The organism is Geodermatophilus sp. URMC 60, assembly GCF_053502585.1.
This window is the reverse complement of record NZ_CP199958.1, coordinates 2,201,400-2,217,894: the sequence shown is the minus strand read 5'-3', so window position 1 is coordinate 2,217,894 and position 16,495 is coordinate 2,201,400. Positions and strand designations below refer to the sequence as shown.

Here is a 16,495-nt window from a genome sequence, read left to right as displayed (position 1 = left end):
GCCATGACCTCCCCGACCTCCCCGACGTCCCACGGCTCGGTGACCTCGTGATCGCCGCGCACCGCCTCACCAAGACCTACGGCACCCGCACCGCCGTCGACGGGATCAGCTTCACCGTCGAGCCCGGCCGGGTGACCGGTTTCCTCGGCCCCAACGGCGCGGGGAAGTCCACGACGATGCGGATGGTCCTCGGCCTGGACCGCCCGACCTCGGGCAGCGTCACCGTCAACGGCCGCCGCTACGCCGACTACCCCGCCCCGCTGCGCGAGGTGGGTGCGCTGCTCGAGGCCCGCGCCCTGCACCCGGGCCGCTCGGCCCGCGACCACCTGCGCTGGCTGGCGGCCAGCAACGGCATCCCGCGGACCCGCGTCGACGAGGTGCTCGACCTGGTCGGTCTCACCGCGGTCGCCGACCAGCGGGTCGGCCGGTTCTCCCTGGGCATGGGCCAGCGCCTGGGCATCGCGGCCGCAGTGATCGGCGACCCGCCGGTCGTCGTCCTCGACGAGCCGGTGAACGGCCTGGACCCCGAGGGCATCCGCTGGGTGCGCACGCTCGCCCGTGACCTCGCCGCCGAGGGACGCACCGTGTTCGTCTCCAGCCACCTGATGTCGGAGATGGCACTGACCGCCGACCACCTCGTCGTGATCGGTCGCGGCCGGGTGCTCGCCGACTGCTCGACGGCGGAGTTCGTCGCCCAGCACGCCGCCTCCCACGTCCGGGTGCGCAGCCCGCAGCACGACCAGGTCGCCACCCTGCTGCGCCGCGAGGGCCTCGACGTCGCCGCGCACGGCGAGGAGCTGCGGGTGCGGGGCCTGGACGCGGCCGCCGTCGGCGAGCTGGTCGGCCGCTCCGGCCTGCTGCTGCACGAGCTGACCCTGGTGCGCTCCTCGCTCGAGGACGCCTTCATGACCCTCACCGCCGACAGCGTCGAGTACGCCGCCACCCCCGCAGGAGCCTCTCGATGACCGCCACCGTGGGCACGCACGCCTGGACCCGCACCGAGACCCCGGCGGCGCCCGGCCCCGGTGCCACGCTGCGGGCGGAGTGGGTCAAGTTCTGGACCGTCCGCTCGACCCCCTGGTCGCTGGCCGCGATGTTCGGTCTGGGTGCCGGGCTGACCACGCTGGTGTGCGCGCTGAGCGCCGAGGCGCTGGCCCGGGGGGACGTCGGTGAGCCGGTGGGCGCCTTCGTGACCTGGGGCGTGGTGTTCGCCCAGGTCACCGCCGTCGTCCTCGGGGCGCTCGTGGTCACCAGCGAGTACGGGACCGGGATGATCCGCGCGACGCTCGCCGCCACCCCGCGGCGCGGCGCGGTGCTGGCGGCCAAGGCGGCGGTGCTCGCCTCGACGCTGTTCGTCGCCGGCACCCTGACCGCGGTGGCCGGCTACCTCGGCGGCAACTGGTTCCTCGACCGCGAGGGCATCGGCCTGGCGCTGAGCGACGACGGCGTGCTGCGGTCGCTGCTCGGCAGCGGCCTCTACATGGCCGGCCTCGGGTTGTTCGCCGCCGGCGTCGGCCTGCTGGTGCGGCACACGGCCGCGGCGCTGGCCATCGTGCTGGGCCTGGTCTTCGTCCTGGGCAACCTGGTGATGGTGCTGCCCGGCGCCTGGGGCGAGTGGGCGACCAAGCTGATGCCGGGCAACGCCGGATCGGCGATCGCGACGCCCGAGTCGTTCAACCCGCTGCTGCTCGACCCGTGGGTGGGCTTCGCGGTGTTCGTCGCCGAGGTCGCCGCCGTCCTGGCACTCGCCGCGGTCGTGTTCACCCGCCGCGACGCGTGACCGCCCGCTCCTCGTCGATCATGGGGTCGTTGCAGGCGACACGGCCGGACACGCCGGCGCCGTCGGCGACGACCCCGTGATCAACGGCAGGGGGCGCGGGGACCCGGCGGTCCCGAGGACGACAATGGTGCGGGTGACTGCACCAGACCCCCAGGCCGCCGGCCGGGAGACCGCCCACGAGCTGGTCCGCCGGCTCACCGACGACGACAGCGCCGGGGCCGACGAACTGCTCGCCGGCATCGCCGAGGTCCGCGACCTCGTGTTCGTCGGCGCCGGCCTGACCGCGATGGCACGCGCCGACGGCCGGCAGCTGCCGCCGGCCCAGCGCGCGCAGGCCAGCACCCGGCAGCTGAACCTCGGCCAGCTGCGCGACAGGCACCGCCACGACCCCGAGGGGCTGCGGACCTGGCTGCGCCGGTCGGCCGAGGAGGTCCTCTTCCTCCGCGCGCTGCGCGAGGCCGCCGTCCGCGTCACCGGCTGACGGTCAGCCGAGCGGCTCGACCCACGGAGCCCGCCAGGCGGGCGGCTCGGTGGGCTGCGCGTAGTAGCGGGTGTCACGCACGATCCGCCCCTCGTCGTCGAACTCGAGGACGAGCGCGACGTGCCAGACGTCCCCGCCGTAGTCGTTGACGCCCTCGAGCACCCACACGTGGCCGGCGCCGACCACCCGCCGCACGGTGAGCGTCGGTGGGGTGGGGAACGCCTCCTGCATCGCCCGCATCGCCTCGCGGCCGCGGATGCGCTCGCCCGACTGCGGCACCTCCATCACGTAGTCGGGGTGCCGGACCTGGTACTCGTCCTCCGCCGACAGCCCCGTTCCCGAGGTCGTGCCGAGCACCCGGTCCAGAGCCGCCCGCATGGCGACCGCGTCGTCGTCGGCCACCGCGCGACGGAACAGGTCGAGCACCTCGGAGCCGCTCACCACCGACGTCTACACCCGGCCGGCCGGCGTGGGCAGGGCCCGGCGCCCCCGGTCAGGCCGGCCGCGTCGCGACCCGCGCGAGCGGGAGGGTGAGCAACAGCGCCCCGGCGACGAGGACGTAGGTCCACGGCAGTCCGACCCCGGCCGCCACCAGGCCGAGCACCAGCGCGCCGACGGCGGTCCCGGCGTCGAACGAGGCGTTCCACATCGCGCTGGCGGCGGTGGCCCCGCCCTCGCCGGCGCGGGCGAAGGCGGCCAGCAGCGTCAGGTTCTGCACCGTTCCGTAGCCCGCGCCGAAGACGGCGGCCCCGGCCAGCACCCACCCGGCGCCTGTCCCCAGCCCCAGCGCGACGGCCGCCAGGCCCGTCGCGGACAGGAGCAGCGCCAGCGGCAGCAGCAGCCGGGTGCCCGTCCGGTCGGCGAGCGCCCCGGTCCGCCACCGGGACAGCGCCGCGGTGACGCCGAAGACGAGCAGCGCCGCCGTCGCCAGCGCGCCGTCGGGCCGCTCGATCGGCAGGAACGTCACCAGCCCGCCGCCGGCGAGGGTGACCACGAGCAGCACGGCGGACGGCGCGAGCGCGGCGCGCACCGCGGCCCGGGAGGACGACGTACCGGCAGGCGGGTCCGCGCGCGCCCCGCGGACCACGCCGGGCACCAGCGGCAGCGCGAGCACCGGCGCGGCGGCCAGCCAGGCCAGCCAGCCGGCGTGCCCGCCCAGCGCGAGGGCCACCCCGGCGGGGACGAAGGCCAGGTTGGGCACCGCGATGGCCAGTCCGTAGAGGCCGATCGACTCCCCGCGCCGCTCCGGCGGGGCCACCCGCGCGGCCAGGGTCGCCCCGAGGACGGTGAGCACCGCGAAGCCGACGCCGCGCACCGCGGAGACCGCCGAGAGCCAGAGCAGCCCGTCGTCCACCGCGTAGAGCGGCGAGGGGGCGCCGAGGGCGACCAGACCGACGGCGAGCACCGGCCCCGCGCCGTACCGCGCGGTCAGCGCCGGCACGACCGACTGCCCGGCGACGGTGACCGCGAGGAACACGGCGGTGACCGCCCCGGCGGTGTCGGCGGCAGCGCCACCGGCGACCGCGTAGGCGGGCAGCGAGGCCAGGGTCAGGCTGAAGCTGGTGAAGCCCAGCGCCGTGGCGCCGACCAGCGCCCGCACCGCGGGCAGCCGCCACAGCGACGCCCGCGTTCCCGTCGTCCGCCGCGCCACACCGCTCCCCTCGACCGGGCCACGTCGCCCGGCCGACCAGCATGACCGGCCGGGCGTGCCCGTGCGCCACCAGGTCCGCGGGGGCTGCGCGCTGGTCGGCGTCCGTGGACCATCCGGGGGTGCCCACGCGCCAGCCCGTTCCGTCGACGGACCGTCCCCGCCCGGTGTTCAGCCGGGTGTACGCGCGGATCAGCGAGGGGATGGACGCCGAGGGCCTCGCCGCGCTGCGCACCGAGCTGCTCGCGCCGCTCTCCGGGTCGGTGGTGGAGGTCGGCTGCGGCAACGGCCGCAACTTCGCGCGCTACCCGGCGGCGGTGACCCGGGTGACGGCGGTCGAGCCGGAACCGCACCTCCGGGACCTGGCGACGCGGGCGGCCGGTACCGCGCCCGTGCCGGTCATCGTGGTCGCCGGCACCGCCGAGGCGCTGCCGGTGCCGGACGGCGAGGCCGATGCCGCCGTGCTGTGCCTGGTGCTGTGCTCGCTGCCGGATCGGGACCGGGCGCTCGCCGAGATCACCCGCGTGCTGCGCCCCGGGGGGACCCTGGCCTTCCTCGAGCACGGCCTCGGGCCGACCCGGCGGGTGCGCGCGGTCCAGCGGCTCGCCGACGCCACGCTGTGGCCACTGCTGGCCGGGGGCTGCCACACCGCCGTCGACCCGGTCGGCCTCGTCGAGCGGGCCGGGTTCGAGGTCACGGCCCTGCGCCGGCTGCGCTTCCCCGACTCCCGCCTCACCCTCCCGGCCACGCCGCACGTGCTCGGCGTCGCCCGCCGACCGGGCCGACCGCGGGCGGGTAGGCAGGGCGGGTGCCCCTGCTGACCGTCGGCCACGGCCCGGACGACCGCACCCGCCTCGGCGCCCGGCTGACCGGCGCCGGGATCGGGCTCGTCGTCGACGTCCGCCGGATCCCGGGCAGCCGCAGCAACCCCGACGTCCGGCGGGAGGCGCTCGAGGAGTGGCTGCCCGCCGCCGGCGTCGGGTACCGCTGGGACGCGCGGCTGGGCGGTCGTCGCCGGCTGCCCCAGGACGCGCCCGTCGCCGACGGCTGGTGGACCGTCGCCCAGTTCGCCGCCTACGCCGCGCACAGCCGCACGCCGGAGTTCGCCGCGGCGCTCGACGAGGTCCTGGCCGAGGCGGCGAGCGCGACCGTGGCGGTGATGTGCAGCGAGAGCGTGTGGTGGCGCTGCCACCGGCGGATCGTCGCCGACGTCGCCGTCCTCGGCCGTCGTGTGCCGGTGCACCACCTCATGCCCGACGGCCGGCTCGCCGAGCACCGCCCGTCCGAGGGCGCGGTGGTGTCCCCCGACGGCGTGGTCCACTGGCCCGCCCGGTGACGTGCTGGAACGGCCCTCCTGCAGGGTCCCGCCGCGAGCTCGCGAGTGGCGGGGGCGGGAGGGCCCTCATCCCATGTGCGGGTACCGGTGGTCGGTCGGCGGCACGAAGGTCTCCTTGATCGACCGGGTCGAGGTCCAGCGCTGCAGGTTCTGCGCCGCGCCGGCCTTGTCGTTGGTGCCCGAGGCCCGCCCGCCGCCGAAGGGCTGCTGGCCGACGACGGCGCCGGTGGGCTTGTCGTTGACGTAGAAGTTGCCCGCCGCGAACCGCAGGAACCGCTGCGCGTGCGCGATCGCCGCGCGGTCCTGGGCGATGACGGCGCCGGTGAGGGCGTAGGGCGCCGCCGACTCCATCTGGGTCAGCACGGCCTCGTAGTCGGCGTCGTCGTAGACGTGCACCGCGAGGATCGGCCCGAAGTACTCGGTGGTGAAGACCTCGTGCCCCGGATCGGTGCCCTCGATGACCGTCGGGCGGACGAAGAAGCCCTCGCTGTCGTCGGCCTGGCCGCCGGCGACGATCGACAGCGCCGGGTCGTCGTCGACGCGGTCGAGGACGTCGGAGAGCTTCGAGAACGACTTCCGGTCGATCACCGCACCCATGAAGTTGGAGAAGTCCGTGACGTCGCCCATCTCCAGCGACTCGGTGACCCCCACCAGGTCGTCACGCAGCCGCGCCCACACCGACCGCGGCACGTAGGCGCGCGAGGCCGCCGAGCACTTCTGCCCCTGGAACTCGAACGCGCCGCGGACCAGGGCGGTGCGGAGCACGTCGACGTCGGCCGAGGGGTGGGCGACGACGAAGTCCTTGCCGCCGGTCTCCCCGACGATCCGCGGGTAGCCGCGGTAGGAGGCGATGTTCTCCCCCACCGTCCGCCACAGGTGCTGGAACACCGCCGTCGACCCGGTGAAGTGGATGCCGGCGAGGTCGCGGTCGGCGAGCACCACCTCGGACACCGGGATGCCGTCGCCGGGCAGCATGTTGATCACACCCGGCGGCAGCCCGGCCTCCTCCAGCAGCCGCATGACGAAGTGGGCGGCGAACTGCTGCGTGGGGGCGGGCTTCCAGACGACGGTGTTGCCCATGAGCGCCGGCGCGGTGGGCAGGTTGCCGGCGATCGCGGTGAAGTTGAACGGCGTGACGGCGTAGACGAACCCCTCGAGCGGCCGGTGGTCGCTGCGGTTCCACACGCCGGGCGAGGACACCGGCTGCGCGGACACGATCTCGCGGGCGAAGTGCACGTTCCAGCGCCAGAAGTCGATGAGCTCGCAGGCCGAGTCGATCTCGGCCTGGTACGCGGTCTTCGACTGGCCGAGCATCGTGGCGGCGTTGAGCGTCTGCCGCCACGGCCCGGACAGCAGCTCGGCGGCGCGCAGGAACACCGCGGCCCGGTCGTCGAACGACAGGTCCTGCCACGCGGGAGCGGCCGCCTTGGCGCAGGCCACCGCCTCCTCCGCGTCGGCGTGCGTGGCGTTCGCGGCGGTGCCGAGGACGGCGGCGTGCCGGTGCGGCTGGACGACGTCGAAGCGCTCGCCCCCGCCCATCCGCTGCTTGTCGCCGATCGTCATGGTCAGCTCGAGCGGCTCGCCGGCCAGCTCGGTGAGCCGCTGCTGCAGTGCGGCGCGCTCCGGCGAGCCGGGGGCGTAGGTGAGCACCGACTCGTTGCGGGGCGAGGGGACGTTGGTGACGGCGTCCATGGGACTTCCCTTGTTCGGGGTGGTGGGGCGGGGCCGGCTCAGTTGCTGCTGACGAGGGAGCGCAGGAAGGCTCAGTTGCTGCTGACGAGGGAGCGCAGGAAGAAGCGCAGGTTCGCGGGGCGCTCGGCCAGCCGGCGCATGAAGTAGCCGTACCAGTCGGCGCCGTAGGGGACGTAGGCCCGCACGCACAGGCCCTCGGCGGCCAGCCGGTGCTGCTCGCCGGTGCGGATGCCGTAGAGCATCTGCACCTCCCACGAGTCCGGCGTCCGGCCGTACTCGGCGGCCAGCCGCTGCGCGAGGTCGACCATGCGCGGGTCGTGCGAGCCGACCATGGGGTGGCCGGGCCCGCGCATGAGCACGCCGAGGCAGCGGGCGTAGGCGGCGTCGACCTCGGCGCGGCCCTGGTACGCGACCGACGGCGGCTCGTCGTAGGCGCCCTTGACCAGCCGCACCCGGGAGCCGGGGACGGCGAGCGCGGCGGCGTCGTCCTCCGTGCGGTGCAGCGCGGCCTGCAGCACCGCACCGGTGCCCGGGTGCTCGCGGCGCAGCTCGGCGAGGACGGCGAGGGTCGAGTCGACGGTGGCCGACTCCTCCATGTCGAGGGTGACCGTGGTGCCGATCGCCGAGGCCGCCTCGGCGACCGGCCGGACCAGCTCCAGCGCCAGGTCGGTGCCGCCACCGGGCAGCGCCTGGCCGAACGCCGACAGCTTCACCGACACCTCGGCGGCGGGGCCCAGCCGCAGCGGCGCGAGCCCGTCGAGCAGCGCCAGGTAGGCGTCGCGGGAGCGCACCGCCTCGGTGCGGTCGGTCACGCCCTCGCCGAGGTGGTCGAGGGTCACGGTGATCCCCTCGGCGGTGAGCCGGCGGACGACGGCGAGGGCGTCGTCGAGGGTCTCGCCGGCGACGAACCGGTCGACGACCCGCCGGGTCGCCGGGGTGCCGATGACCAGCCGGCGCAGTTCGGGGCGCCGGGAGGCGCCGAGCAGCAGGGTCTTCTGAGAGAGCACGCGCCACCTCCGGCACCGGGGACCCGACGCCTCCGACGCTAGGCAGCCCCGGGTCGCGCGACCAGCGACAGACGTACTGTTCCCGCCGTCTCGTGTCATACACCTGTACAGGAGGACGACGGCGTGCGCGACGAGCTGCAGGAGCTGGTCGACCGGGTCGCGGGGTTGCTCGGCGCCCCGGCGACCCTGGAGGACGCCGACTTCACCCTGCTGGCCTTCTGCGCCCACCCGGTCGACGGCGCGCGGACGCCCGTGATGGACGCCGTGCGCACCCGCTCGATCCTCGGCCGCGGGTCCACGCCGGAGACCCGCCGCTGGTTCGAGGACTTCGGCATCGCGGTCGCCGAGGGCCCGCTGCGCACGCCGGGCGACCCCGAGGCCGGGATCCTCACCCGCCTGGTGCTGCCGGTCCGGCACGGTGGGCGCACCCGCGGCTACCTGTGGCTGCTCGACGGCGGGCGCACCGACCCCGCCGCCGACGACCCCGGGCTCGCCGCGGCGGTGGAGCTGGCCGCCGAGGCCGGGCGGCTGCTGGCGGAGCGGGAGGCCGACGCCGGCGACCTGGGCCGCCCGCTGGCCACCGCGCTCACCGGCACAGCGGCGGCGCGGGCCGAGGCGGCCCGGACGCTCACCGGGGCCTGGGGCGAGCGGGTCCCGGTGGTGCTGGTCGCGCTGCGGCCCGCCGGCGCGGGGCTGCCCTCGCCGTGGCGGGCCCCGGCCGCGGGGGCGGTCAGCGCGGTGCTGGCCGGCGAGGGACTGGTCGCCGTCGCCGTCCCCCTGCCCGGCCCGGCGGACCTGCGCCCGGCCGCCGCGGTCACCGCCGCCGCGCTCACCGGCCTGCCGCCCGGGAGCACCGCCGGGCTGTCCGCCGTGGGCGGTGGGGCCGACGCCCTGCCCGAGCGGTGGGAGCAGGCGCGCACCGCCGCGCGGGTCGCCGCAGCCGTCCCCCGCTTCTCCCCGGTGGCGCACTGGGGCGAGCTGGGTGCGTGGCGGCTGGCCGCCGCGCTGCCCGGCCCCGACCCCGCCGTCCGCCCCCTGCTGGCCGACCCCGTGCTGACCGCCACCGCCGAGACCTGGCTGGACGCCGGGTGCCGCCCGGCGCGGGCGGCCGCGACGCTGCACGTGCACCGCCAGACGCTGTACCACCGGCTCGGGCGGATCGAGGCACTGACCGGCCTGGACCTGGCCGACGGCGACGCCCGGTTGCTGCTGCACGCCTCGCTGCGCCGGGCCCGGCTCCCGTGACGGGCAGCGTTCTCACCGGGCTGCTCGGATCCTCCTCTCGGCGTCGCGGAGCACCCGGGGCACCAGCCGGCGGTGCACGGCGGACAACGGGTGCCACACGATCTCGTCCCGGCGCCGGCCCTGGTGCAGGCAGGTCGTCAGCGACACCCGGCCCTCCGCCGTCTGCACGACGAGGTTGGCCCTCAGGGAGCTGGAGGCGCTTTCCAGCCGGATCCAGTCCTCGCCACGTCCACCGATCTGCCATCCCGCGACGGTGGCCGGCGAGCGCCCGCGGCGGAGCCGGAGACCGAGCAGACCGCGCCAGATGAACCACCCCGCGACGCCGGGGACGTCGCCGAACATCGCCCGGGCCCACTGCTCCGGTGTCGCCTCCGCGTCGGTGGCGAGGGTGAAGCGGTCGGCGTAGTCGATCCCGGGCAGGGAACTGATCCCGCGGACCGATCCGCGGACCTCGTCCGGTTCCACGGCGCCGCTGACGACCCTGTCGCTCATCGCCCTGCCTCCCTCTCGTATACGCTGCCGTACACGAGCACGCTAGCGCTTCTATACGGTGGCGTACAAGAGATGGGAGGGGCGCGTCGTGGGCGTGACCCGCACGCCGCGGGAGCGGTGGATCGAGCAGGGGTTGCAGGCACTGGCCGCCGGCGGTCCGGACGCCGTCCGCGTCGAGGCGCTGGCGAAGGAACTGGGCGTCACCAAGGGCGGGTTCTACGGGTCCTTCGCCGACCGGGACGCGCTCCTGGAGGCGATGCTGGACACCTGGGAGCGGGAGAGCACCGACGACGTGCTCGACCGCGTCGAGCGCGAGGGCGGCGATCCGCGCACCAAGATCCATCGCGCGGGCGTGCTCACCTTCTCCGACGACCGCCTGCTGCCGATCGACCTGGCGGTCCGGGACTGGGCCCGGCGGGACGAGGCCGTCGCCGTGCGCCTGCGACGGGTGGACAACCGGCGCATGGCGCTGCTCCGCGAGATGATCGGCACCTTCTGCCCCGACCCCGACGAGGTCGAGGCCCGCAGCCTGCTCGCCTTCTGCGTGGCGATCGGCGAGCACTTCCTGGCCGCCGACCACGGCGATCGGACCCGGGTGGAGGTCCTCGCCCGCGCCGCCGACCTGCTGCTCGACCGTCCGCCCGGGACCACGGCCGCGTCGTCCGGGGGCCGGCCCGGTCGCCGCTGAGCACCCGCGCCGACCGCGCCGTGACCGGTCTCACACGTCCCGCTCAGCTCGCGCCACCGCGGCGGGAGTCGCCTACTCTCGGGATCGGTATGGCGGCGGGAGGAGAGGCGTTGCCTCGACATGCGGGAAGCGCCGACGTCCTCACCGAACTGCGCACGGCGACAGCCGTCGAGCACGAGCAGGTGGAGTCCACCCTCGGCCTGATGGACCCGCACCTGGGCCGGGACCGGCTGGTCGCGGTCCTGACCCGGCTGCACGCGTTCTGGACCGCCGCCGAGGCGGGCCTGGACGCGTGGGCCCGCCGCTCCCCCGCGGACGCCGAGACCGTCGACTGGTCGCGGCGACGTCGCGCCCACCTGTTCGCCGAGGACCTGCGTGCGCTCCGCGCCGAGCCCCCTGTCGGCGCGAGCCCCGAGCTGCCGCCCGTCGAGGACACCGACCAGGCCCTGGGCCGGCTCTACGTCCTGGAGGGCTCCACGCTCGGCGGCACGTTCATCTCCCGCCACCTCGCCACGCTGCCCACGCTCGGCCCCGACGTCCGGCTCGGCGCCTTCTCCCCGTACGGCGGCGAGACCGGTGCCATGTGGCACGCCTTCCGCCGGGTGACCCGCGACCGGGTCGCCACCGGCGGCGACGCCGGCCGGGTGGTGGGCTCCGCGCGCGCCACCTTCACGGCGCTGGCCGACTGGTGCGCGCCGGTCGGGGCATCCGCGTGACCGAGCCCGTGAGGTCACGCGTGGGCACAGCACCTCCGGGCACAGCACCTCCGGGCACAGCACCTCCGGGCACGGTGGCGACGAACCCCGGCGAGGCGGCTCCGTGACCGGCTCCGAGACCGACCTGCTGCCGGCGGGGACGCCGATCGACCTCTCCAACTGCGAGCGGGAGCCGATCCACGTCCCCGGCAGCATCCAGCCGCGCGGTGTGCTGCTGGCGGTCACCGAGCCCGACCTCGTCGTCGAGCAGGTCTCGGAGAACCTCGCCGACCTGGCGGGCGTGGACCCCGCCGACGCGCTGGGCCGGCGGCTGCCCGACGTCCTCGGTGTGGTCGCGGCCGAGGCGGTGGCCCGCTCGGCCAGCGCCTTCGGCGACCTGCGGGAGCGCAACCCGGTGGAGATCACCCTGGACGTCGGGGGCAGCCCGGTGCCGGTCGACGCGCTGCTGCACCGCGCGGTGGTCGGCCCGGGGGACGCCGCAACCCCGACGACGGCGCTGCTGGTCGTCGAGCTCGAGCCCGCCCGCGGCCCCCGCCCCTTCTCGTTCCCCAACACCTACCAGGCGGTGCGCGGCACCGTCGGCGAGCTCAACCGCGCGACCTCGCTGCAGGAGCTCCACGACATCACCGCCCAGGCGGTGCGCGAGCTGACCGGGTTCGACCGCGTGATGGTCTACCGGTACGACGCCGACTACAACGGCGAGGTCGTGGCCGAGGCCAAGGCGGCGGAGCTGAACTCCTTCCTGGGCCTGCACTACCCGGCCAGCGACATCCCGGCGCAGGCGCGGGCGCTGTACGAGAAGAACTGGATCCGGCTGATCTCCGACGTCGACTACCGGCCGGTGCCCCTGCGGCCGGTGCTGGTGCCCTCGACCGGGACACCGCTGGACATGACGTTCTCGACGCTGCGCAGCGTCTCGCCGGTGCACGTCGAGTACCTGCAGAACATGGGCGTGCGCGCCTCGATGTCGATCTCGCTGCTGCGCGACGACCGGCTGTGGGGCCTCATCGCCTGCCACCACTACTCCGGTCCGCACGCCCCGCCCTACGCCACCCGGGCGGCCGCGGAGTTCCTCGGCTCCACGCTGTCGCTGCGCCTGGTCGACCGCGCCGAGGAGGACGAGGTGCACCGCGCGCTGCAGGTGCGCTCGACGCTGGCCTGGCTGACCGCGGCCACCCTCGACGAGGACCGTCCGCTGGCCGACGCGCTGCTCGGCACGCCCAACCTGCTCGACCTGCTGCCGGCCGGCGGCGTGGTGGTGCAGCTGCAGGGCCACCGCGGCAGCCGCGGCACCCCGCTGCCCGAGGGCACGGCCGAGGCGATCGCCGAATGGGCCGCCGCCCGGAGCGAGGACGTCGTCGCCACCGACTCGCTGCGCCGGTCCGCGCCGGGACTGCGGGTGCCTGCGGACGTCGCGTGCGGCGTGCTCGTGCTGCCGCTGCTGGAGGGGCAGTACGTGCTCTGGCACCGCGCCGAGACGACGCGCACGGTCGACTGGGGCGGCGACCCGCACAACAAGGCGATCGCCGAGCGGGAGGGCGACTCCGTCCGGCTCAGCCCGCGCAAGAGCTTCGAGCGGTGGCGGGAGACCGTCCGCGACCGGTCCGAGCCGTGGACGGCGCAGGAAGTGGCCGAGGTCGGTGAGCTGCGCACCCACCTGCTGGAGGCGCTGTACGCGCGATCGCGGCGCGTGGTGCGCGCCGCCGAGCGGTTGCAGCGCAGCCACCTCACCGAGCCGCCGGAGTCGGACCGCCACGACGTCGCCGTCCGTTACGTGCCGGCCACGACCGAGGCCCAGGTCGGTGGCGACTGGTACGACGTGTTCGAGCAGCCGGACGGCTCCACGGTGGTCGTGATCGGCGACGTCGTGGGGCACGACACCGCGGCCGCGGCCGACATGGCCCAGCTGCGGGGGCTGTTGCGGGGCATCGCGTACGACAGCGCCGACGGCCCGGCCGCCGTGCTGCGCCGGCTGGACTCCGCCGTCGCGGGCCTCGGGCTGCACGCCTTGGCCACCGTGCTCGTCGGCCGGCTGACCCCCGATGCCGGGACCGGCGGCGCCCGGCTGCGCTGGTCGAGCGCCGGCCACCTCCCGCCGCTGCTCGCCGAGCCCGGCGACGGTGTGCTGACGCTGACCACCCCACGCGCCGAGCTGCTGCTCGGCGTGGACCCGGCGGCGCGGCGCACCGAGTCCGAGGCGCTGCTGGAGCCGGGCTCGACGCTGCTGCTCTACACCGACGGGCTCGTCGAGCGGCGCGACCAGCTCTTCGACGCGGGCGTGCAGCGGCTGGCCACCGAGCTGGCGGCCGTCCGCGACCGGCCGCTCGAGGCGGCCTGTGACGAGCTGATCGGCCGGATGCTGCCCGAGGGCGCGGAGGACGACGTAGCGCTGGTCGCCGTCCGGCTGAGCGACTGAAGGAGGGCTCATCCTCCTCCCCGTTCGCAGGCTCACGGCGAGCCTCTGGACGGGGCCGGGCCCACTTCCCCGACGAGGACTGCTCGGTACCCGTCCCGGTCGACGCCCCTGTGCGGACAGCGTGACCGGGCCGGTCTCGCGGGACGCGCCTCCCACGTGTCGGACTGTCGGCCGGGTGCCCGGTCAGCCTGCTCTCCCGTGTGTCGAGGATCCGCCGTAGGTTCCGTCCCTGGGCTGGACCGCCGAGACGAGCACCGGAGGATGCACCCCATGTCACACATGCGACGCTTCGACCATGTCGGCATCACGGTCGCGGACCTCGACACGGTGATGGCGTTCTTCGTGGGCCTGGGTCTCGAGGTCGAGGGCAGGCAGACCGTCGAGGGCGAGTTCCTGGACACCGTCATCGGCATCCCCGACTCCCGCACCGAGATCGCCATGCTGCGGCCGCCCGACGGAGGTACCCGGCTGGAGCTGTCGAGCTTCGTCCGGCCCGACTCCGAGCCGGGATCGCCCGCTGCCATGGCCAACGAACTGGGGCTCCGCAACGTGGCCTTCGAGGTCGACGACCTCCAGGCCGTCGTCGACCGACTGGCCACGGACGGTTACGGCCTGGTCGGCGGCATCGGGGAGTACGAGCACATCTGGCGCATGGCCTACGTGCGCGGGCCGGAGGGGATCATCGTGGCCCTGGCCGAGCGGATCGGCTGACGCCGACGTCGTCGATGCCGGCCCGTGCACGCTCGTACAGCTCGGCGGCCGTGTCGTAGGCCGTGTCGTAGGCCGTGACCGCCAGCCCCGCGTACGGCTCGTGCGTCATCGGAGCACCTCCGCAGCGAGCCTCCGCTCGTGCTGCGACGTGCTCGACCGTCCCGCTCACCGTTCGGCTTGCGGGACGACCGCCGCTCGGGCGACCTGGCCACATGACCTCGACATCCTCCGCGTAGCAGACGGCCGATCCATCAAGTACTGGACTGCCTCGTCCCCGGCTCCTGATCGTCACCGCCGAGCGATGAGGCACCGGGCACCTGGCGGGCGGAAGCCGTGGAGGTGTTCGCTGCACTCGCCAGCACGGCGCGGAAGTGGGGAGCCACCGGACGTGGTCATGGGCGCCAAGCAGCTGAAGGTGGGGCTCCGGGTCGATGACCTGGATCGCTCCGCTTCGCTGTACCAGCAGATCGGCTTCAGGAAGATCCCCAACGATGAGCAACCTGAGCTTCGCTACCTCACCTTCGGACACACCTGGCTGATCCTGTCGAGCCGCTTCTCTCACGGCTATCACGACGCCGAACGCGAGCGCGCAGCGAAGGCGGGGCCTGTGGGCAGCGGCTTCGTCCTGGCCGTGCCCACCACCGACATCGCTGCGGTGCGCGAGCTGTGGCGCCGGGAGTCCTTGCAAGTCACCCTCGAGCCCGAGGACGTCGGCTTTGCGGTGATCTTCTACGGACTGGACCCAGACGGCTACGAGCTGATGTTCGAGCAGTTCCACGAGTGACGGCCCGCTCGACACCAGTAGCTGGCTGCCCCAGCCTCGTGGCGTCGCCGTAGCGCGTTCGTCCTGCGGGACGCTGGTCGCTGCCTCCGCGTGCCGCCCGGCCGCGGCGACGCACGCGTGGATGAGACCGCGGGAGACGGGGCGACGCCGGAGTCGTGGTGGATGTCAGCGTTGCCGGCGCTGAGCAGCGCAGAAGCCGAGGCCGTCGGCGATCACTCCGAAGGTCTCCTCGCTGACGGTGACGGTGCCTCCGATTCGCGGGGGCGAGCCGCCGCGGGAGTCGAGGGCGAGGCAGGTCCCTCAGGGGGCCGGCGTTCCCAGGACCGGTGATGCCGGCTGGGGCGGGGTCCAGCCCATCGCGGCACGGGACCCGCGCGTGATGGCGCCGGCCGGTATCAGGCGCATGACGCTGTTCCGCAGGGTCTGGCGCCAGCCGCCGCCGAGGTGGGATCCCAAGCGGCCCGATGCAACCGAGGCCCGGGCCAGGGTGCGGCATCGACGCCTGCGGACGGCGTCGAAATCGTCCAGGGCGGGGGCCAGCCGCCCGCCTGTCGCGACGGGGGCACCGACGAGGAGGCCCACGCAGAGGCCGTCCTCGAGCGCTGTCGCGGCTCCCTGCCCCGTCGTCGGGAGAGTGCCGTGGGCGGCGTCCCCGACCATGACGACCCGGCCGGTCGTGTAGCGCGGCAGCCCACCGGAGAGGTGGTGGACGTCGTGCCGCAGGACCGCCTCGGGCGGCGTCGCGGCCATCACCTCCTGCACCGGGCTCGCCCAGCCCGCGAACCGCTCCCCGGCCGCACCGAGTTCGTCGGCGATCGTCGTGCGCTCGGGCATGGCGACGTACCCGTACCAGTACGTCTCGTCATCGGCGACGCGCACGATGCCGAACTCCGCGTGCGGGCCCCAGTACTGCTGCAGCGGCGTGCACCCGTGGGCCCCGGGCGCGATGCCGCGCCAGCTCGAGTACCCGCTGTAGACCGGGCGGCTGGCCGGGAACAGCACCGCCCGCACGGCACTCCGCATGCCGTCGGCGCCGACGACGATGTCCGCCTCCCGTCCCTCGACGACGGCGGGTGCCCCCTCCGGCTCGCCCGGATCCACGGTGGCCACGGGGATGCCGCTGACGATCCCGACGCCGCAGGCCAGGGCCCGGTGGTGCAGCGCGGCGTGCAGACGGCGGCGGTGCACCCCGACGAGCCCCACCGCCTGGCGCATGACAGGGGTGTCCGGGAGGGCGAGGATCGGCCGGCCCTCCTGGTCCCGGATGCCGCCCGCCACGGTCGGGTACCCGAGCGCAGCGGCGTTCTCGTCCCCGAAGCCGAGCCCGCGGAACGCGGCCACGGCGTTGGGGGTCATGGCGAGGCCTGCCCCGACCTCACCGAGCTCCGGCGACCGCTCCAGGACCGTGACCTGCCACCCGGTCCGCGCAAGCGAGATGGCCGAGGCCAGGCCCGCGATACCGGCCCCGACGACAACCGCAGCGTGTCCCATGCGCCCTC

General features: G+C 75.3%; 18 protein-coding genes. 11 read left to right on the top strand and 7 right to left on the bottom strand.

The genetic code is table 11. The annotated features are described in order from the left end of the window. The first annotated feature begins 47 nt into the window (after positions 1-47). From ACWIX3_RS10735 to ACWIX3_RS10725, 3 genes are all read left to right on the top strand, one after another. On the top strand, positions 48-965 hold the full coding sequence (locus ACWIX3_RS10735; protein ID WP_448612061.1) for an ABC transporter ATP-binding protein: 918 nt from the start codon (positions 48-50) through the stop codon (positions 963-965). Continuing rightward, positions 962-1,780, top strand: coding sequence for an ABC transporter permease subunit (locus tag ACWIX3_RS10730; RefSeq protein WP_448612060.1), 819 nt, complete (start codon positions 962-964; stop codon positions 1,778-1,780). Before ACWIX3_RS10735 ends, ACWIX3_RS10730 begins: the two co-directional genes overlap by 4 nt. Before the next feature lie 133 nt (positions 1,781-1,913). Continuing rightward, positions 1,914-2,261: a hypothetical protein gene (locus ACWIX3_RS10725; RefSeq protein ID WP_448612059.1), complete on the top strand. Its 348-nt coding sequence runs from the start codon at positions 1,914-1,916 to the stop codon at positions 2,259-2,261. A gap of 3 nt (positions 2,262-2,264) precedes the next feature. On the opposite strand, the gene ACWIX3_RS10720 is transcribed toward ACWIX3_RS10725, so the two are convergent. Beyond that, the gene (locus ACWIX3_RS10720) at positions 2,265-2,702 is read right to left on the bottom strand and encodes a hypothetical protein (RefSeq protein ID WP_448612058.1); all 438 of its coding nucleotides are present in this window, start codon (positions 2,700-2,702) and stop codon (positions 2,265-2,267) included. 52 nt (positions 2,703-2,754) lie between these two features. Then, positions 2,755-3,912 carry an MFS transporter gene (locus tag ACWIX3_RS10715; protein WP_448612057.1) on the bottom strand — a complete coding sequence of 386 codons (1,158 nt, stop codon included), beginning with the start codon at positions 3,910-3,912 and terminating at the stop codon, positions 2,755-2,757. A gap of 119 nt (positions 3,913-4,031) precedes the next feature. Between ACWIX3_RS10715 and ACWIX3_RS10710 the strand changes: the two genes are divergently transcribed. Both ACWIX3_RS10710 and ACWIX3_RS10705 read left to right on the top strand, forming a co-directional pair. Further along, positions 4,032-4,730: a class I SAM-dependent methyltransferase gene (locus tag ACWIX3_RS10710; protein WP_448612056.1), complete on the top strand. Its 699-nt coding sequence runs from the start codon at positions 4,032-4,034 to the stop codon at positions 4,728-4,730. Beyond that, entirely contained in the window at positions 4,718-5,245 is a 528-nt protein-coding gene (locus ACWIX3_RS10705; RefSeq protein ID WP_448612055.1) for a DUF488 domain-containing protein, read from the top strand. Before ACWIX3_RS10710 ends, ACWIX3_RS10705 begins: the two co-directional genes overlap by 13 nt. Before the next feature lie 66 nt (positions 5,246-5,311). On the opposite strand, the gene pruA is transcribed toward ACWIX3_RS10705, so the two are convergent. Further along, positions 5,312-6,937: an L-glutamate gamma-semialdehyde dehydrogenase gene (gene pruA, locus ACWIX3_RS10700; protein ID WP_448612054.1), complete on the bottom strand. Its 1,626-nt coding sequence runs from the start codon at positions 6,935-6,937 to the stop codon at positions 5,312-5,314. A gap of 71 nt (positions 6,938-7,008) precedes the next feature. Beyond that, complete coding sequence (locus ACWIX3_RS10695; protein WP_448612053.1) at positions 7,009-7,944, bottom strand: proline dehydrogenase family protein; 936 nt, start codon at positions 7,942-7,944, stop codon at positions 7,009-7,011. A 123-nt stretch (positions 7,945-8,067) separates the two neighbouring features. Here ACWIX3_RS10695 and ACWIX3_RS10690 point away from each other — a divergent pair, with 123 nt between their 5' ends. Further along, positions 8,068-9,189, top strand: coding sequence for a PucR family transcriptional regulator (locus tag ACWIX3_RS10690; protein ID WP_448612052.1), 1,122 nt, complete (start codon positions 8,068-8,070; stop codon positions 9,187-9,189). Between the two features lie 12 nt (positions 9,190-9,201). Here ACWIX3_RS10690 and ACWIX3_RS10685 read toward each other — a convergent pair whose 3' ends face one another. Then, the gene (locus ACWIX3_RS10685) at positions 9,202-9,681 is read right to left on the bottom strand and encodes a hypothetical protein (protein ID WP_448612051.1); all 480 of its coding nucleotides are present in this window, start codon (positions 9,679-9,681) and stop codon (positions 9,202-9,204) included. Between the two features lie 94 nt (positions 9,682-9,775). Between ACWIX3_RS10685 and ACWIX3_RS10680 the strand changes: the two genes are divergently transcribed. The 4 genes from ACWIX3_RS10680 to ACWIX3_RS10665 all read left to right on the top strand — a co-directional run bounded on the left by ACWIX3_RS10680 (position 9,776) and on the right by ACWIX3_RS10665 (position 14,212). Then, complete coding sequence (locus tag ACWIX3_RS10680; protein ID WP_448612050.1) at positions 9,776-10,369, top strand: TetR/AcrR family transcriptional regulator; 594 nt, start codon at positions 9,776-9,778, stop codon at positions 10,367-10,369. Positions 10,370-10,479: 110 nt separating this feature from the next. Then, positions 10,480-11,085, top strand: coding sequence for a biliverdin-producing heme oxygenase (locus ACWIX3_RS10675; protein WP_448612049.1), 606 nt, complete (start codon positions 10,480-10,482; stop codon positions 11,083-11,085). 103 nt (positions 11,086-11,188) lie between these two features. After that, a complete protein-coding gene (locus tag ACWIX3_RS10670; protein ID WP_448612048.1) occupies positions 11,189-13,501 on the top strand; it encodes a SpoIIE family protein phosphatase in 2,313 nt (770 codons plus the stop codon). Positions 13,502-13,771: 270 nt separating this feature from the next. Beyond that, positions 13,772-14,212, top strand: coding sequence for a VOC family protein (locus tag ACWIX3_RS10665; protein ID WP_448612047.1), 441 nt, complete (start codon positions 13,772-13,774; stop codon positions 14,210-14,212). Here ACWIX3_RS10665 and ACWIX3_RS10660 read toward each other — a convergent pair. After that, positions 14,181-14,321: a hypothetical protein gene (locus tag ACWIX3_RS10660; protein WP_448612046.1), complete on the bottom strand. Its 141-nt coding sequence runs from the start codon at positions 14,319-14,321 to the stop codon at positions 14,181-14,183. The two genes, ACWIX3_RS10665 and ACWIX3_RS10660, sit on opposite strands and share 32 nt — an antisense overlap. Positions 14,322-14,606: 285 nt before the next feature. Between ACWIX3_RS10660 and ACWIX3_RS10655 the strand changes: the two genes are divergently transcribed. After that, positions 14,607-14,996 carry a VOC family protein gene (locus tag ACWIX3_RS10655; protein WP_448612045.1) on the top strand — a complete coding sequence of 130 codons (390 nt, stop codon included), beginning with the start codon at positions 14,607-14,609 and terminating at the stop codon, positions 14,994-14,996. A gap of 300 nt (positions 14,997-15,296) precedes the next feature. Here the strand turns inward: ACWIX3_RS10655 and ACWIX3_RS10650 are convergent, their stop codons facing one another. Then, a complete protein-coding gene (locus ACWIX3_RS10650; RefSeq protein ID WP_448612044.1) occupies positions 15,297-16,487 on the bottom strand; it encodes an FAD-dependent oxidoreductase in 1,191 nt (396 codons plus the stop codon). Between the last annotated feature and the right edge of the window lie 8 nt (positions 16,488-16,495).

Coding starts and splice junctions, on each gene's coding strand:
- ACWIX3_RS10685 (WP_448612051.1), bottom strand. CDS start 9,681: ATGAGCGACAGGGTCGTCAGCGGCGCCGTGGAACCGGACGAGGTCCGC.
- ACWIX3_RS10730 (WP_448612060.1), top strand. CDS start 962: ATGACCGCCACCGTGGGCACGCACGCCTGGACCCGCACCGAGACCCCG.
- ACWIX3_RS10655 (WP_448612045.1), top strand. CDS start 14,607: ATGGGCGCCAAGCAGCTGAAGGTGGGGCTCCGGGTCGATGACCTGGAT.
- ACWIX3_RS10660 (WP_448612046.1), bottom strand. CDS start 14,321: ATGACGCACGAGCCGTACGCGGGGCTGGCGGTCACGGCCTACGACACG.
- ACWIX3_RS10650 (WP_448612044.1), bottom strand. CDS start 16,487: ATGGGACACGCTGCGGTTGTCGTCGGGGCCGGTATCGCGGGCCTGGCC.
- pruA (WP_448612054.1), bottom strand. CDS start 6,937: ATGGACGCCGTCACCAACGTCCCCTCGCCCCGCAACGAGTCGGTGCTC.
- ACWIX3_RS10665 (WP_448612047.1), top strand. CDS start 13,772: ATGTCACACATGCGACGCTTCGACCATGTCGGCATCACGGTCGCGGAC.